A 14,591-nucleotide genomic window follows, 5' to 3' on the forward strand; every position below is an offset into this window, starting at 1 on the left:
TGCTCCAGGCTGGGAGCGGGTGGCGCCGGGACGCGTGGCACGCCCGCGCCGGGCACTGCCGTTTGCGATGGAGGGAGGTCGGTGGTGGAGGGGGGAGCGGTGTAGGCCATGCGAAACCATACCGCGCCGCGTGGCTGCCGGCAGTCAGATAAAACGCCGAGTGCCGGCTCGCAGGCCCTGCCCGTCGCCCGTCAGAAGGGCCGCGTGATCAGGCTGTAGATGGTGCGGATGCCGTCCACGTAATTGCCCATGCGCATGTTCTCGTTGCTTGCATGCTGGTTGTTGTCGGCGTTGACCAGCGGCACGATGGCGAACGGCACGCGCAGGGCTTCCACGATCTGCGCCGTGGGCACGGTGCCGCCCATCATGCGGATCCGCACCGGCTCTGGCTGCGTGCCGAAGGCCGCCACCATCGCCTGGTAGGCCCACTGGCCGACGGCCGAGTCGATCGGGGTGCCGGCGGCGTTGCCACCTTCGCTCTGGTAGCTGAAGGTCGCGAGCTTCTCGTACCGGCTGCGGTCCTCGTCGGTCGGCGCGCCCGGCACCAGGTGGTAGCCCTGGGCCTGGATGTGGGCTTCGATGAGCTTGCCGAGGTATTTGGCGTCGGAGTCCGGCGTGGTGCGCAGGTCGAGCTCGGCCACCGCGGTGTCGGGCACGATGTTGGCCACCTTGTCGCCCACGGCGGCCGACGCCATGCCCCGCACGTTCAGCGACGGGTACTGCATGGCCTCCTGGTAGTTGGCGCCCACCCGGTCGGGCTTGGCGATACCCAGGCGCCGCTGCAAGGCGGCTTCGTCGTCGGGCACGGCCGCCATGATCTTGCGTTCGGCGTCGCCGAGCTTGACCTGGTCGTAGTAGCCGCGCACCGTGACGCGGCCCTGCTCGTCCTTCATCGAGGCCAGCAGCGTGGCCAGGCGCTGGGCCGGGTTGGGCGAGTAATTGCCGTAGTGGCCGCTGTGCAGCGGCACCTTGGCGCCATACACCGTGAGCATGGCCTTGGCCGCGCCACGGTTGCCGAAGACCAGCGTGGGGCGGTTGGTGGCATGCATGGGCCCATCGTGGATGACGATGGCATCGGCGCGCAGCAGATCTCGGTGCGCCGCCATCACCTTGCCGATCGAGGGCGAGCCCTTCTCTTCCTCGCTGTCGAGCACGACCTTGACGTTGACACCCAGTGCGGCGCCGTTGGCCTTGAGCGCGTCGATGGCGGCCAGGAACATCATGATCGGCGCCTTGTCGTCCGCCGAAGAGCGGCCGAACACGCGCCATTCCGGGTCCACCGGGCCGCTGAACAGCGGCGCCGCGTCGATCTCTTCCCAGCCGCCCTGGGCCGTGCGTCGCTTGAGCACCGGTACCCACGGGCTCTTCTGCGCCCACTGCGCGGGGATCACGGGCTGGCCGTCCAGGTGCATGTAGAACAGGATGGTCTTGCGTTGCGGATCGGCGCCAGGCAGTTCGGCGAACAGCATGGGCTTGCCGTCGTTGGGCAGTTGCTGCGTGGTGAAGCCGCGCTTCTTGAAGGATGCCTCCAGGAACTCGACGTTCTTGCGCACGTCGGCCGGCACGATCGCGTCGTTGGGCAGCGCCAGCAGGTCGAAATACTCGCGGTAGCTGGCCTGTGCATGCTGGGCCGCCGCGGCAGGGGACAGCTCGGCGGCGTTGGCGGTGAATGCGGCGACCAGGGCGACGCCTGCGGCCAGGGAGAGAAGGGGGCGGAGAGTGTTCATGCCCTGGACGATACGCCGTTGCTGCGCCGGCAGCGCTAAGGCCGCAGCAGCGCGGCCCGCACTAGCGGCAAGTGGTCGTTGCCGAAGTACATGTCGCCACCGCCCACGAAGATGGTGGGCGAGCCGAAGCCGCCGCGCGCGATCAGGTCTTCGGTGTTGGCGCGCAGCGCGTCCTTGATGGCCTGCTCGCCGATGGCCTGCAGCAGCGCATCGGCGTCCATGTCGGCGCGCGCACAGATCTGCCGCACCACGTCGTCCTGCGCAATGTCCTGGTCGCCCTGCCAGTAGGCCTCGAAGGCCGCGCGTGCGAACGCGGGCAGCTGGCCCTGTGCATCGGCCACCAGGCAGCCGCGCATGACCTTCACGCTGTTGACCGGGAACACCGTGGGTGGAAAGTTGACTTCTACACCCGTCCAGCGCGCCCAGTCCTTCAGGCTCTTGCCCAGGTAGGCCTGCTTGGCCGGCACCGGCTTGCTGCGCGACTCATAGACCGTGGGGTTCACGGTGTTGAACACGCCGCCGACCATGAACGGCCGCCAGCGGATGGTGGCGCCGCATTCCTGCGCCAGCGGCTGGATGTTGTGAAAGGCCAGGTAGGTCCAGGGGCTGGAGATGTCGAAAAAGAATTCGAGGGTGGGCATGGCTTCAATCTTGTGGTGCTGCGGACGTGCCGCGGAACAGGTGGCGGCGTGTCTCTTCGTCCATGGGGCCGGCTGGTCGGCGCAGCGCCTTGCCCACAGCCAGGCCCGCCTGCACCTGCGGCCGGGCGCGCAGCTCGGCATACCAGCGCTTCACATGCGGCCAGTCGTCCAGGCTGAGCTGCTGCGCCTTGTGCGTCATGACCCAGGGGAAGGTGGCGATGTCGGCGATGGAGTAGTCGCCCGCGATGCAGGCGCCGGTGTGCGCGAGTTGCCGGTCGAGCACGCCGTACAGGCGCCGCACCTCGGCGCCGTAGCGGTCGATGGCGTAGGGGATCTTCTCGGGCGCGTACAGCAGGAAGTGGCCGTTCTGCCCGGCCATGGGGCCGAGCCCGCCGACCTGCCAGGCCAGCCACTGCAGCACGCCATAGCGCGCCGCCAGCTCGGTGGGCAGGAAGCGGCCGGCCTTCTCGGCCAGGTACTGCAGGATGGCGCCGCTCTCGAACAGCGCCAGCGACGCGCCACCGCCTGCTGGCGCATGGTCCACGATGGCCGGGATGCGGTTGTTCGGGCTGATCGCCAGGAACTCGGGCGTGAACTGCGCGCCCGCGCCGATGTTCACGGGCAGCACGCGGTAGGGCAGGCCGCATTCCTCCAGCAAGATGCTGACCTTCCAGCCGTTGGGCGTGGGCCAGTAGTGCAGGTCGATCATGGCGGCCCGGCAGCCGCGGCTACACGCGCTCGATGATGATGGCCGGAGCCATGCCGCCGGCCGCGCACATGGTGACCAGGCCGCGCTTCAGGTCGCGCCGCTCCAGCTCGTCCAGCAGCGTGCCGATCAGCAGCGAGCCCGTGGCGCCGATGGGGTGGCCCAGCGCCATGGCGCCGCCGTTCACGTTGACCTTGGCGCGGTCGAGCTTCAGGTCGCGGATGAACTTCTCGGCCACCACGGCGAAGGCCTCGTTGATCTCCCACAGGTCGATGTCGTCCACTGTCAGGCCGGCCTTGGCCAGCACCTTGCGCGCAGCCGGCACCGGAGCGTTGAGCATCAGCGTGGCGCTGTCGCCCATGTTGGCCATGGCCACGATGCGCGCGCGGGGCTTGAGGCCACGCTTCCTGGCATAGGCGCCAGAGGCCAGCAGCAGGGCGCCAGCCCCGTCGACCACGCCCGAGCTGTTGCCGGCGTGGTGCACGTAATGGATCTTGAGCTCGGGGAAGACCTGGCGGATCAGGCCGGCATAGGTGTTGCCCTGCTCGTCCAGCACGCGCTCGGCCATTTGCTCGAAGGCTGGCTTGAGCGAAGCCAGGCCGGCCAAAGTGGTCTGCGGGCGCGGGAACTCCTCGCGGTCCAGCGCCAGGCTGCCGTCTTCGCGGTAGACGGGCACCAGGCTGCGCTGGAAGTGCCCGCCCTCGATGGCGGCAGCCGCGCGCTGCTGGCTCAGGTAGGCCAGCTCGTCCAGCGCGCTGCGCGGGATGCCTTCCAGCGTGGCGATGGCATCGGCGCACACGCCCTGGTGGGACTGCGGCACCGTGCGGCGCAGGTGCAGGTTGCCGGCGTCCATCATGTTGGGCGAGGTCGGGTCGGCCAGCGTGGCGGTGTAGCTCATCATTTCGCAGCCACCCGCAATGACCAGGTCTTCGAAGCCGGCGGCCACGGTGGCCGCCGCCAGGTTCACCGAGGTGATGCCCGAGCCGCAGAAGCGGTCCAGCGTCACGCCGCTGGCCAGGTGGCTGTAGCCGGCGTCCAGCAGCGCCATGCGCGCCATGTCCATGCCCTGCTTGCCGCGCTGGGTCGAAGTGCCCCAGATCACGTCGTCCACCTCGCGCGTGTCGAGCTGGTTGCGCTCGGCCAGGGCCTTGAGCACGGTGGCGGCCAGGTGCTGCGGATGCAGGTCGGCCAGGGCGCCCTTGCCCTGCTTGCCGATGCCGCGCGGCGTGCGGCAGGTGTCGATGATGTATGCGTCGGACATGGTGTGAGGCTCGCGGTTGGAGCGGTGCGATGGATCAGGCGGGCAGCGTAGCCGGGGCGGGGGGCGGTGTCATCGTCCGAACGGACGAACCTGTCGCGCGGGTGTCAAGGCGCCTGCGTGCGTCCGCGCGCCTGTACCGCAGCCCCGCGCGCCCGCAGGGCATCGGCCGTCAGCACCGCGGCCCAGTCGCGCGAGCGCGCCCGCTCCATGACCAGCCCATCGCCCAGCGTGCCCGCGAAGCCCTCGTCGATGAGTTGCTTGTAGGCCAGCACCATGTCGGGCAGCGCGCCGGCCATGTCGGCAGCCAGCGCGAAGGTCTGCGGCAGCAGTTCTTCGGGTGCGACCACGCGGTTGACAAGCCCCCAGCGCTCGGCCTGCTCGGCGCCCACGAAGTTGCCGCTGAACGCCATCTCCTTGGCACGCGCGATGCCGATCAGCCGAGGCAGCTTCTGCGACAGGCCCCAGCCCGGGATCACGCCCACGCGCGCATGGGTGTCGGCAAAGCGCGCCTCGGTCGAGGCGATCAGCACGTCGCAGGCCAGCGCCAGTTCCAACCCGCCCGTGATCGCCGCGCCGTTGATGGCGCCGATCACGGGCCGCGGAAAGCGCAGCAGCGCTGCCACGGGGTCGGCCTCATTGCCGCCCAGCGCACTGCCGTCGATCTCGCGCAGGTCCAGCCCGGCGCAGAAGGCGCGGCCGGCACCCGTGAGCACCAGCACGCGCAGGCTGGCGTCGGTGGCGAGTTGGTCGATGGAGTCGGCCAGTTCCTGGCGCAGCGCGCGCGACAACGCATTCATGGCCTGCGGGCGGTTCAATGTCAGACAGACGCAGCCTGGGTGCGGGGTGGAGAGTTGCAGCAGCTCGGTAGGGATGGTCATGCGGCAGTGTGGCGGCCTGTGCCGTGGACCGCATCGTCGCAAGCGACGAATGCCGGGCGATGCGTCGGGCCAGAACCAACGGAGTACATCGCCACGGCGATGACGGTCGAATGCGATCCACCGCTTGAGCGCGCGCTGCGCAGCCGCTGCGCGGCGCCGGCAGGATGGGCGCCGCCAGCCCTCACCCCGACCCTCTACCAGGGGGAGAGGGAGTGAAGAGAATCAGCTTCTCGCAGGCTGCAGCATCACCCGCCCCACCACCTTGCCCGCCTCCAGGTCCTGCAGTGCCGCCTCGGCCTGGTCCAGCGGCCGTGCGTCGATGGGAATGGCCGGCACCTTGCCGGCCTTGGCCAGGTCCATCAGCGCCTGCAACTGGCCCAGGTTGCCCACGTACGAGCCCTGGTAGCTCAGCGCCTTCATCGGCATCGACGGCGTGGCGATCTCGATCTTGCCGCCGAACAGGCCCACCTGCACGAGTTGCCCGCCCTTGGTCAGCATGGCGATGGCCGTGCCCACGGTCTGCTCGGTGCCCACGCAGTCCAGCGCGGCCCACACAGCGCCGCCGGCCGCGGCCTTGACGAGCTTCATGAGGTCGGGCGCTGCACTGTCGATGGCGTGCGCGGCGCCGGCCTTCAGCGCCGCCGCGCGCTTGGCCGCATCGGGTTCGATCACGATGGCGCCGGGGTTGCCCAGCGCCTTGAGCAGGCCGACCGCCATCAGCCCCAGGCCGCCGGCGCCGAACACCACCACGTGCTCGTCCTTGAGCACCGCCGGGTCGATCTTGCCGATGGCGCTGTACATGGTGAGGCCCGAGCAGGCGCAGGGCGCAGCCTGCTCGGGCGCCATGTCGCCGATGTCGATCAGGTAGCGCGCGTGCGGCACGATGATGTGGTCGCTGTAGCCGCCCGGCGCGAACACGCCCATGGCCTTGCCGGCGATGCACAGGTTCTCCTGCCCGCGCGCGCAGACCTTGCACCGGCCGCAGCCCAGCCAGGGGTAGACCACCACGCGCTGGCCCACCTGCACGCCCTGCGCGTCGGGGCCGGCGGAGACGATCTCGCCGGCCATCTCGTGGCCCATGGTCAGCGGCAGCGTGGCGCCGCGCTCGCCCATGTTCAGCCGCTTGCCGTTGCCCATGTCGTAGTAGCCGTGGCGGATGTGGATGTCGCTGTGGCACACGCCAGCGGCCAGGATGCGCACCAGCACCTCGCTGCCCTGGGGCTGGGGTGTGGGCCGCTCGTTGCGCTCCAGCGGGGCGCCGAACGCGGTGAGGTCGTAGCTGATCATGTCGGGTTCCTTACTTCGCCAGACGGCATTCGCTTTGTGAAAGAGGTCGGAACGCCATGTCTCCGGGCGTGGTGCCGACCACCTTGTACAGATCCCATTCGCCCTTGGATTCTGCGGGCGTCTTGACCTGGTAGAGGTGCATGTCGCGCACCACGCGGCCGTCCACGCGCAGCTTGCCGTTCACGGTCATGAAGTCGTTGATGGGCGTGGCGCGCATCTGCGCCATGACCTTGTCGGCGTCGCGCGTGCCGGTGGCCTTCACGGCGTTGAGGTAGTGCGTGACGGCACCATAGGTGCCGGCCTGGGTCATGGTGGGCATGACGCCGTTGCGCTTGAAAAAGCGCTGCGACCAGGCGCGGGTCTTGTCGTCCTGGTCCCAGTAGAAGGCCTCGGTCAGCATCAGGCCCTGGGCCTGCCTCAGGCCAATGGCCTTCACGTCCGTCAGGAAGGCCAGCAGCGCCGCCATCTGCTGGCCGCCCTGCACGATGCCGAACTGGCTGGCGGCCTTGATGGAATTGATGGTGTCGCCACCGCCATTGGCCAGGCCGATGACCTTGGCCTTGGAGCTCTGCGCCTGCAGCAGGAAGGACGCGAAGTTCGACGCGCCCAGCGGGTGGCGCGCGCTGCCCAGCACCTTGCCGCCCAGCTCCTTGACCACGTCCGTCGTGTCTTTCTCCATGGCCTGGCCGAAGGCGTAGTCGGCCGAGAGGAAGAACCAACTGTCGCCGCCAGCCTTCACCGTGGCCGCACCCGTGCTGCGCGCCAGCGCGTAGGTGTCGTATGTCCAGTGGACGGTGGTGGGCGTGCAGCTCTTGCCCGTCAGCTCCGACGTGGCGGCGCTGGTGACCATGACGATCTTCTTCTTCTCCTCGCCCAGCTTGCTCACCGCCAGCGCCAGGCCGGAGGAGGGCAGGTCGGTCACCATGTCCACGCCCTGGGTGTCGAACCATTCGCGCGCCTTGGAGGCGGCCACGTCGGCCTTGTTCTGCGTGTCGGCGAAGACCATCTCGATCGGCGCGCCCAGCACACTGCCGCCGAAGTCCTCGATCGCCATGCGCGTGGCGTCCACCAGGCCCTTGCCGCCGATGGCGGCGTAAATGGAGGTCAGGTCGGTGAGCACGCCGATCTTGACCGGGGCCGGCCTGGTCTGCGCGCCGGCCGCCAGTGCCAGGGTGGCCAGGGCGATGGCCGTGAGGCTGTTCTTCATGTTGTCTCCTCCCGCGATGCGGTGCAGCGCGCATCGTGCACCGGCCAGCGCGCGGGCCGCATCGTCCGTTCCGACGAGTCGCCCGCCTGGCACGGGTTTTCCCTGCGCAGCCGCGTTACGGGCGCGCTTGCGCCATGTAGTCCACCGTCAGATGCGACAGCGTGCGCACGCCCACCAGCAGCGCGGCCTCGTCCATGAAGAAGCGCGGCGAGTGGTTGGGCTCGGCCTTGGATGCATCCTGGCCCGGCGGCGTGGCGCCGATGAACACGAACAGGCCCGGCACGGCCTGCGCGAAGAACGAGAAGTCTTCGCCGCCCGTGCTCTTGTGGATGACCTCGGCGCGCGCGCCGGGCACGCGCGCCAGGCTGGGCGCCATCTTGGCGGTCAGCGCGGGGTCGTTCACGGTGGCGGCGTAGCCATCGGCCTCGAAATGCACGTGCGCCGTGCCGCCGCCGCTCTGCGCGATCAGCGAGGCGGTCTCGCCCATGCGCTTCATGATGAACTGGCGCATGCCTTCGTCGTAGGTGCGCAGCGTGCCGCTCATCTTCGCTTCGTCGGGAATGATGTTGTAGCGGCTGCCGGCGTGGAAGGAGCCCACGCTGAGCACCGAGGGCTCCTGCGTCACGTTGACCTGCCGGCTCTCGATGGTCTGCAGGCCCACCACGATCTGCGAGGCCAGCACGATGGGGTCGACCCCGGCCCAGGGCTGCGAGCCATGCGTCTGCCGGCCCTTCACGTCGATCTTGAATGCGTCCGAGCCCGCGAGGATGGGCCCGCTCTTGTAGCCGATCATGCCGGTGTTGCCCACCGACATCAGGTGCAGGCCGAAGACCACCTCCGGCCTGGGCGCGTCGAACGCGCCTTCGGCCAGCATGCGGCGCGAGCCGCCGATCTCGCCGTTGGGCAGCTTCTCCTCGGCTGGCTGGAACAGCAGCTTCACGGTGCCGGGCAAGCGGTCGCGCATGCCGGCCAGCACCTCGGCCACGCCCATCAGGATGGCGACATGGCCGTCATGGCCGCAGGCGTGCATCACGTCCACCTCCTTGCCGTCCCAGGTGGCACGGGCCTTGGAAGCGAAGGGCAGGTTCACCTGTTCCTTGACGGGCAGGGCGTCCATGTCGGCGCGCAGCGCGACCACCGGGCCGGGCTGGCCTCCCTTCAGGGTGGCGACGATGCCGGTCACGGCCACGTTTTCGCGCACCTCGAAGCCCAGCGTCTTCAGGTGCGCCGCGACCAGGGCCGCCGTGCGCTTTTCCTGGTTGCCGAGCTCGGGGTGCTGGTGGATGTCGCGGCGCCAGGCGATGACCTTGTGCTCGATCGCTTGGGAGCTCTGCGCAATCAGCGGGTACAGCGCCTGCGCCGCCGGCGGCGCAGCAGGCCGGGTCTGGGCGACGGCACAGAGCGACAGGGTGGCCAGGGCGGCGGGCAGCAGCAGTTGGCGCGTAGAAGGCAGGCGGCGGCGGGGCATGGAGAGATCCTTTCGAGAAGAACGGTCGGGGCGAAAAGTGCTGGCGAGAATAGGCCGCGCTACGATCGGCGTCCAATCAGATTCGCATCGAGCGATAGGCAATCCCGATCAATGGCCAGTACCCTGCCGACACCGCCCGCCGTGCTGCACGAGCGCCTGCTCGCGCGGCTGCGCCTGCGCCACTTGCGGCTGGTCGATGCGCTGGCCGCGCATTCCAACCTGCGGCGCGCGGCCGAGGCCGTGCACATCAGCCAGCCCGCTGCCACGCAGCTGCTGCGCGAGCTGGAGGACCTGCTGGGCCAGCCGTTGTTCGAGCGGCATGCGCGCGGCATGCGCATCACCGAGGCCGGGCGCCTGCTGGCGCGCGATGCGCGCATCGCCATCGATGCGCTGCGTGGCACGACCGAGGCCCTGGGCATGCTCGGCGCGCAGGAGCCGCCGCCGCTGCGCGTGGGCGCCATCGTGGCGGCGCTGGCCAGCGTGCTGCGGCCGGCACTGCCCGGGCTGCGTGCGCAGTTCCCACGGCTGCGGCTGGCCATCGACGAGGGCAGCATCGACCAGCTCACGGCCGCGCTGCACGGCGGTGCGCTGGACCTGGTGCTGCTGCGCCGGCCGGCGCAGGCCACGCCGGGCTACGCATTCAGGCCGCTGCGCAGCGACCGCATGGTGGTCATCGCCGGTCGCACGCACCCGGCCGCGGGCCGCAAGCGGCTGCGGCTGCGCGACCTGGCCGATTCGCTGTGGATCCTGCCGCCGGCGCACTACGCGGTGCGCCAGGCGCTGGATGCGGCCTGGGCGCGCGAGCCGGCCGCGCCGCGCGCGCATGCGGTGCAGGTGCTGGCCCCGGCGCTGCTGCCCGTGGTGCTGGCCGAGCCCGGCGTGGTGGCACCCGTGCCCCAGACCGTGCTGGACCGCATCGACCGTGCCGACGTGGTCGAGCTCGCCCTGGACCTGCACGCGCCGATCGAGCCGCTGGGCATGCTGTACCGCACGGTGGACGCCCATGGCGCGCTGGCGCAGCTCATCGACTACCTGGCCGCGGCGGCCGCGGCGCGCGGCTGACCGGCATCGGGGTTTCCCCGCAGAGGGCGTGGCTTGGTCGTTCCGGCCAACGGGTTTGGTCGATTCGGCCATGGGCCGCTGCCCGCCGTGGCGCCATATTGCGCTCCACCGCCGGCGCAGACCGGCCCACCCCTGGAGACAATGACCATGCGCCTATCCCGCCGCGCCGCCCTGTTCACGCTGGCCTCGACGTCCATGCTGCATGCCGTGCCCGCACGCGCGCATAAGAAATACGACGTAGGCGCCAGCGACACCGAGATCCGCATCGGCCACACCGTGCCCTACAGCGGCCCGGCCTCGGCCTTCGGCGTGTTCGGCAAGACCAGCGCGGCCTACTTCAGGAAGATCAACGAGGAGGGCGGCATCCACGGCCGCAAGATCAACTTCCTGAGCCTGGACGACGCCTACTCGCCGCCCAAGACGGTGGAGATGACGCGCAAGCTGGTCGAGTCCGAGAACGTGCTGCTGATGTTCAACCAGCTCGGCACGGCGCCGAACGCGGCGATCCAGAAGTACATGAACATGAAGAAGGTGCCGCACCTGTTCCTGTCCACGGGTGCCAGCCGCTTCATCGACCCCAGGAACGCGCCCTGGTCCATGGCCTTTCTGGCCGGCTACGAGGTGGAGGGCGCCGTCTATGCCACGCACATCCTCAAGACCAAACCCAACGCGAAGATCGCCGTGCTGTCGCAGTCCGACGACTACGGCCGCGACTTCCTGCGCGGCTTCAAGGCCGGCCTGGGCAGCAAGGCCAACCTGATCGTGGCCGAGGCCACCTACGAGCCGACCGACCCGACGGTGGATTCGCAGATCGTGGGCTTCAAGGCCTCGGGCGCCGATGTGTTCATGAACATCAGCCTGCCCAAGCAGGCGCTGCAGGCCATCCGCAAGTCGCACGAGCTGGACTGGAAGCCGCAGTACTACCTGATCGGCTCGGCCTCGGGCGTGAACACCACCATGGTGCCGGCCGGACGCGAGCGCTCCACCGGCATCTACTCGGCCACCTACTGGAAGGACCCGAGCGATCCGCGCTGGAAGGACGACCAGGGCGTGAAGGACTACCTGGCCTTCATGAAGCAGTACTACCCCGATGGCGACCCGACCGACCGCGTCTGCTACAACGGCTACAGCGCCACGCAGCTCATGGTGCATGTGCTGCGGCAATGCGGCGACGAGCTCACGCGCGAGAACGTCATGAAGCAGGCCAGCCATTTGAAGAACGTGGAGCTGCCGCTGCTGATCCCCGGCATCCGCGTGAACACCAGCCCCGACGACTACCGCGTGATCCGCGCCATGCAGCTCACGCGCTTCGATGGCGAGAAGTTCGTCAACGTGGGCGACGTGATCGGGTTCTGATGGCCGCTCCCGCCGCCCCCATCGACTTCTGGTTCGACTTCCTCTCGCCCTACGGCTACTTCGCGTCCACGCGCATCGAGGAGCTGGCGGCGCGCCACGGGCGCAGCGTGCGCTGGCGCGCGTTCTACATGCGCGGGATCATGCAGGAGCACCTGGGCCAGACCCGGCCCTTCCTGGAGGTGCCGCTCAAGGGCGACTACTACAAGCGCGACGTGCCGCGCATGGCGCGCTGGTTCAATGTGCCGTTCAAGTCCGGCGGCCTGGCCAACTTCATCAGCGCCAACGCGCTGCGCGGCTTCTGGCTGCTGCACGACCTGGACCCGGCGCTGGCCCGGCGCTTCGCACGCGAGATCTTCGAATGGCACCATGTGCGCGCCACGCCGCCGAACACGCCTGAGCAGGTGGCGCAGGCCGCCGCCAACGTGGGGCTGGACCCGGCGCGGCTGGACATCGCCGCCGCCGTGCAGCAGCCGGCCGCCAAGGCGCGGCTGCGGCGCGAGACCGACGCGGCCGTGGCCGCTGGCGTCTGGGGCACCCCCACCTTCGTCGTGGACGGCGAGATGTTCTGGGGCGCCGACCGCCTGCCGCTGCTGGACGACTGGCTGCGGCGCGGCGGCTGGTGAGCGCCGCCGTGCCGTGGGCCGCTCAATGCACCTGCACCTCGATGCGGCGCGGCTGTGCGTGGGCCGCCTTGGGAATGCGCAGCTTGAGCACGCCGTGTGCCAGTTCGGCCTGCACCTTCTCGGTGTCCAGCTCCTTGCTCAACGTGAACACGCGGCGAAAGCGCGCCAGGCCCACTTCGGTGTGGCTGGACACCAGGTCCTGCGGAACGGTCAGCGCGGCCTCGGCCTCGATGGTCAGCGTGTCGGCCTCCACCTCCAGGTGCAGCTTGTCGCGCGGCACGCCGGGCAGGTCGGCGTACAAGGTGATGCCTCCGGCGTCCTCCACCACGTCCACGGGTGGCGTCAGGGCCTGGTCGGTGTACTGCGCGCCGCCCGGGCGTGCGGGGCTGGCGTCCTTGCCTGCGGTCTGTACTTCACGGGTTGGCTTGTCCATGGTTCTGCTCCTTGCTGGCGATGCTCATTGCACGGTGATGCGGCGCGGTTGCGCGGCGGCCTTGCGGCGGACGGTGATGTGCAGCACGCCGTCGCGCAGCCGGGCCTCGACGCCGTCGGGGTCGGCATCGTCCGGCATGCTCAGCGCGCGCCGGAAACGGCCCGCGAAGCGTTCGTTGATGTGCACCGCCGTCTTGCTGTCGGCCTGCGGCAGGCTGCTCTTGCGTTCGCCGGTGATGCTGAGCAGCCCGCGTTCGAGGTTCACCTCCAGCGAGGCCGGGTCCAGCCCGGGCGCGAAGGCATAGATCTCGATGGCGCTGGGCGTGCTGCCCACGTTCAGGGCCGGATAGCCGTTGCGGGCGAAGCCGCGGATGCTGGGAGACAGATCGAAGGCCTGCTGCATCTCGCGTTGCAGGCGATCCATCTCAGCAACCATGTCGCGTGGAAAGAGTGATCGGTACATGCGAAACCTCCATAAGATGAAACGAATGGAGCGACCGGGAGCGTTCCCCCGGCGCTTCCAGGTCGGAATTAGGGTCGGCCTTTTTGCATTTCAAGAGCCGGTGTTGGCGCTTTCTGCCAATGCCGATGGACGAACCGGCCATGGGCCCGGGGCCTTGCCGCGGCGATAGTGCGGCGTGGCCCGCGCGGCGTGGCTGCTACGAGAGGAGACAACGATATGGCAGGACCCCTGCAGGGCATTCGCGTGCTGGATCTTTCGGCCGTGCTGTCCGGCCCCATCGCCGCCGGCATGCTGGCCGACCAGGGCGCCGACGTGGTCAAGATCGAATCGCCCGACGGCGACACCTCGCGCCGCATCGGCCCGCGCAAGGCCGACATCTCGGCCATGTTCCTGGCCGCCAACCGCGGCAAGCGTTCGCTGGTGCTGGACCTGAAGCAGCCCGCCGCGCAGGACATCGTGCGCGAGCTGGCGCAGCGCGCCGATGTGCTGATCGAGAATTTCCGCCCGGGCGCCATGGACCGACTGGGCCTGGGGCACGAGGCTCTGCTGAAGCTGAACCCGCGCCTGGTCTACCTGTCGATCAGCGGCTTCGGCCAGACCGGCCCGAACGCGGGCGAGCGCGCCTACGACGCGGTGATCCAGGCCGTCTCGGGCATCAGCGCCTCGCACCGCAACCAGATCAGCGGCGACCCGCAGGTGCTGGCCGCCGCGCTGTGCGACAAGCTCACCGCGCTCACGGCCGCGCAGGCCATCTGCGCCGCGCTGCTGGCGCGCGAGCGCACGGGCGCCGGCCAGTGGGTGGAGCTGGCCATGCTTGACGCGGCCGTGGCCTTCCAGTGGCCCGACGCCATGTACAACCACGTGTGGCTGGACGACGCGCCGCCACCGTCGCCCGAGTTCGGCGTGAGCCAGAAACCGTGGAAGACCAGCGACGGCTACGCGGTCGCCTCCGGCCCGCAGCCCGTGGAGTTCGCCGCCCTGTGCGCCGGCTTTGGCCGGCCCGAGCTGGCGCAGGATCCGCGCTTCGCCAGCGTGGACGGGCGCTTTCGCCACGCGGCTGCGCTGCGCGAGGAACTGGACCCGCAGGCTGCCGCCCTCGACACCGCCACCATGCTGGAGCGCATGCGCGCGCAGAACTGCCCCGTGGGCCGCGTGAACGAGCGTCACGAGGTGCTGGCCGACCCGCAGGTGCTGCACAACGGCACGCTGGTCGAGGTGGACCACGGCGCGCTCGGCCGCGTGCGCCTGCCGCGCTCGCCCGCGCGCTTCAACGGCACGCCCGCCGCCCACCCCGGCCCGGCGCCGCACCTGGGCCAGCATGCGGCCGACGTGCTGGCCGGCCTGGGCATCGATGCGGCGCGGCAGGCCGTGCTGCGCGCGTCCGGCGCCGTGGTCTTCCCAAAATCGTCCGATCCGACGACGCCCCGCTAGGGCGCCGCCGCGAACATCCGCCCAAGGCCCAGAACGCAAGGAGACACCC

Annotated in this window: 14 protein-coding genes; 4 read left to right on the forward strand and 10 right to left on the reverse strand. The window is 69.8% G+C overall.

Translation table 11 applies throughout. The features are described from left to right. Positions 1–191: 191 nt before the first annotated feature. The 8 genes from ASF43_RS24255 to ASF43_RS24290 all read right to left on the reverse strand — a co-directional run bounded on the left by ASF43_RS24255 (position 192) and on the right by ASF43_RS24290 (position 9,175). Positions 192–1,727, reverse strand: a complete 1,536-nt coding sequence (locus tag ASF43_RS24255; protein WP_056186986.1) for a M20/M25/M40 family metallo-hydrolase — start codon at positions 1,725–1,727, stop codon at positions 192–194. Between the two features lie 35 nt (positions 1,728–1,762). After that, positions 1,763–2,368: a 2-hydroxychromene-2-carboxylate isomerase gene (locus ASF43_RS24260; RefSeq protein ID WP_056186988.1), complete on the reverse strand. Its 606-nt coding sequence runs from the start codon at positions 2,366–2,368 to the stop codon at positions 1,763–1,765. A gap of 4 nt (positions 2,369–2,372) precedes the next feature. After that, the gene (locus ASF43_RS24265) at positions 2,373–3,077 is read right to left on the reverse strand and encodes a glutathione S-transferase N-terminal domain-containing protein (protein WP_056186991.1); all 705 of its coding nucleotides are present in this window, start codon (positions 3,075–3,077) and stop codon (positions 2,373–2,375) included. 19 nt (positions 3,078–3,096) lie between these two features. After that, positions 3,097–4,335: an acetyl-CoA C-acetyltransferase gene (locus ASF43_RS24270; protein WP_056186994.1), complete on the reverse strand. Its 1,239-nt coding sequence runs from the start codon at positions 4,333–4,335 to the stop codon at positions 3,097–3,099. A gap of 104 nt (positions 4,336–4,439) precedes the next feature. Continuing rightward, positions 4,440–5,213, reverse strand: a complete 774-nt coding sequence (locus ASF43_RS24275) for an enoyl-CoA hydratase (protein WP_056186997.1) — start codon at positions 5,211–5,213, stop codon at positions 4,440–4,442. Between the two features lie 222 nt (positions 5,214–5,435). Next, the gene (locus tag ASF43_RS24280; RefSeq protein WP_056186999.1) at positions 5,436–6,500 is read right to left on the reverse strand and encodes an alcohol dehydrogenase; all 1,065 of its coding nucleotides are present in this window, start codon (positions 6,498–6,500) and stop codon (positions 5,436–5,438) included. A gap of 10 nt (positions 6,501–6,510) precedes the next feature. Further along, positions 6,511–7,707 (reverse strand): ABC transporter substrate-binding protein, encoded by a 1,197-nt coding sequence (locus ASF43_RS24285; RefSeq protein WP_056187003.1) that lies wholly within the window; start codon positions 7,705–7,707, stop codon positions 6,511–6,513. A 115-nt stretch (positions 7,708–7,822) separates the two neighbouring features. Next, on the reverse strand, positions 7,823–9,175 hold the full coding sequence (locus ASF43_RS24290; protein WP_056187006.1) for an amidohydrolase: 1,353 nt from the start codon (positions 9,173–9,175) through the stop codon (positions 7,823–7,825). 111 nt (positions 9,176–9,286) lie between these two features. On the opposite strand from ASF43_RS24290, the gene ASF43_RS24295 reads away from it, so the two are divergent. From ASF43_RS24295 to ASF43_RS24305, 3 genes are all read left to right on the forward strand, one after another. Continuing rightward, positions 9,287–10,237, forward strand: a complete 951-nt coding sequence (locus tag ASF43_RS24295; protein ID WP_056187009.1) for a LysR substrate-binding domain-containing protein — start codon at positions 9,287–9,289, stop codon at positions 10,235–10,237. A 147-nt stretch (positions 10,238–10,384) separates the two neighbouring features. Then, positions 10,385–11,593 (forward strand): ABC transporter substrate-binding protein, encoded by a 1,209-nt coding sequence (locus ASF43_RS24300; protein ID WP_056187472.1) that lies wholly within the window; start codon positions 10,385–10,387, stop codon positions 11,591–11,593. Further along, positions 11,593–12,216, forward strand: a complete 624-nt coding sequence (locus ASF43_RS24305) for a 2-hydroxychromene-2-carboxylate isomerase (RefSeq protein ID WP_056187011.1) — start codon at positions 11,593–11,595, stop codon at positions 12,214–12,216. The genes ASF43_RS24300 and ASF43_RS24305 overlap by 1 nt, the downstream gene beginning before the upstream one ends. Positions 12,217–12,238: 22 nt before the next feature. Here the strand turns inward: ASF43_RS24305 and ASF43_RS24310 are convergent, their stop codons facing one another. Beyond that, positions 12,239–12,649: an Hsp20/alpha crystallin family protein gene (locus tag ASF43_RS24310; RefSeq protein ID WP_056187014.1), complete on the reverse strand. Its 411-nt coding sequence runs from the start codon at positions 12,647–12,649 to the stop codon at positions 12,239–12,241. Between the two features lie 24 nt (positions 12,650–12,673). Continuing rightward, complete coding sequence (locus ASF43_RS24315) at positions 12,674–13,111, reverse strand: Hsp20/alpha crystallin family protein (RefSeq protein WP_056187017.1); 438 nt, start codon at positions 13,109–13,111, stop codon at positions 12,674–12,676. A gap of 216 nt (positions 13,112–13,327) precedes the next feature. Between ASF43_RS24315 and ASF43_RS24320 the strand changes: the two genes are divergently transcribed. After that, positions 13,328–14,542, forward strand: coding sequence for a CaiB/BaiF CoA-transferase family protein (locus tag ASF43_RS24320; RefSeq protein WP_056187020.1), 1,215 nt, complete (start codon positions 13,328–13,330; stop codon positions 14,540–14,542). Positions 14,543–14,591: the final 49 nt, after the last annotated feature.

This window comes from Pseudorhodoferax sp. Leaf267 (assembly GCF_001422405.1).
In the GTDB taxonomy this organism is placed as follows: Bacteria; Pseudomonadota; Gammaproteobacteria; order Burkholderiales; family Burkholderiaceae_C; genus Pseudorhodoferax.

Coding starts and splice junctions, on each gene's coding strand:
- ASF43_RS24255 (WP_056186986.1), bottom strand. CDS start 1,727: ATGAACACTCTCCGCCCCCTTCTCTCCCTGGCCGCAGGCGTCGCCCTG.
- ASF43_RS24260 (WP_056186988.1), bottom strand. CDS start 2,368: ATGCCCACCCTCGAATTCTTTTTCGACATCTCCAGCCCCTGGACCTAC.
- ASF43_RS24265 (WP_056186991.1), bottom strand. CDS start 3,077: ATGATCGACCTGCACTACTGGCCCACGCCCAACGGCTGGAAGGTCAGC.
- ASF43_RS24270 (WP_056186994.1), bottom strand. CDS start 4,335: ATGTCCGACGCATACATCATCGACACCTGCCGCACGCCGCGCGGCATC.
- ASF43_RS24275 (WP_056186997.1), bottom strand. CDS start 5,213: ATGACCATCCCTACCGAGCTGCTGCAACTCTCCACCCCGCACCCAGGC.
- ASF43_RS24280 (WP_056186999.1), bottom strand. CDS start 6,500: ATGATCAGCTACGACCTCACCGCGTTCGGCGCCCCGCTGGAGCGCAAC.
- ASF43_RS24285 (WP_056187003.1), bottom strand. CDS start 7,707: ATGAAGAACAGCCTCACGGCCATCGCCCTGGCCACCCTGGCACTGGCG.
- ASF43_RS24290 (WP_056187006.1), bottom strand. CDS start 9,175: ATGCCCCGCCGCCGCCTGCCTTCTACGCGCCAACTGCTGCTGCCCGCC.
- ASF43_RS24295 (WP_056187009.1), top strand. CDS start 9,287: ATGGCCAGTACCCTGCCGACACCGCCCGCCGTGCTGCACGAGCGCCTG.
- ASF43_RS24300 (WP_056187472.1), top strand. CDS start 10,385: ATGCGCCTATCCCGCCGCGCCGCCCTGTTCACGCTGGCCTCGACGTCC.
- ASF43_RS24305 (WP_056187011.1), top strand. CDS start 11,593: ATGGCCGCTCCCGCCGCCCCCATCGACTTCTGGTTCGACTTCCTCTCG.
- ASF43_RS24310 (WP_056187014.1), bottom strand. CDS start 12,649: ATGGACAAGCCAACCCGTGAAGTACAGACCGCAGGCAAGGACGCCAGC.
- ASF43_RS24315 (WP_056187017.1), bottom strand. CDS start 13,111: ATGTACCGATCACTCTTTCCACGCGACATGGTTGCTGAGATGGATCGC.
- ASF43_RS24320 (WP_056187020.1), top strand. CDS start 13,328: ATGGCAGGACCCCTGCAGGGCATTCGCGTGCTGGATCTTTCGGCCGTG.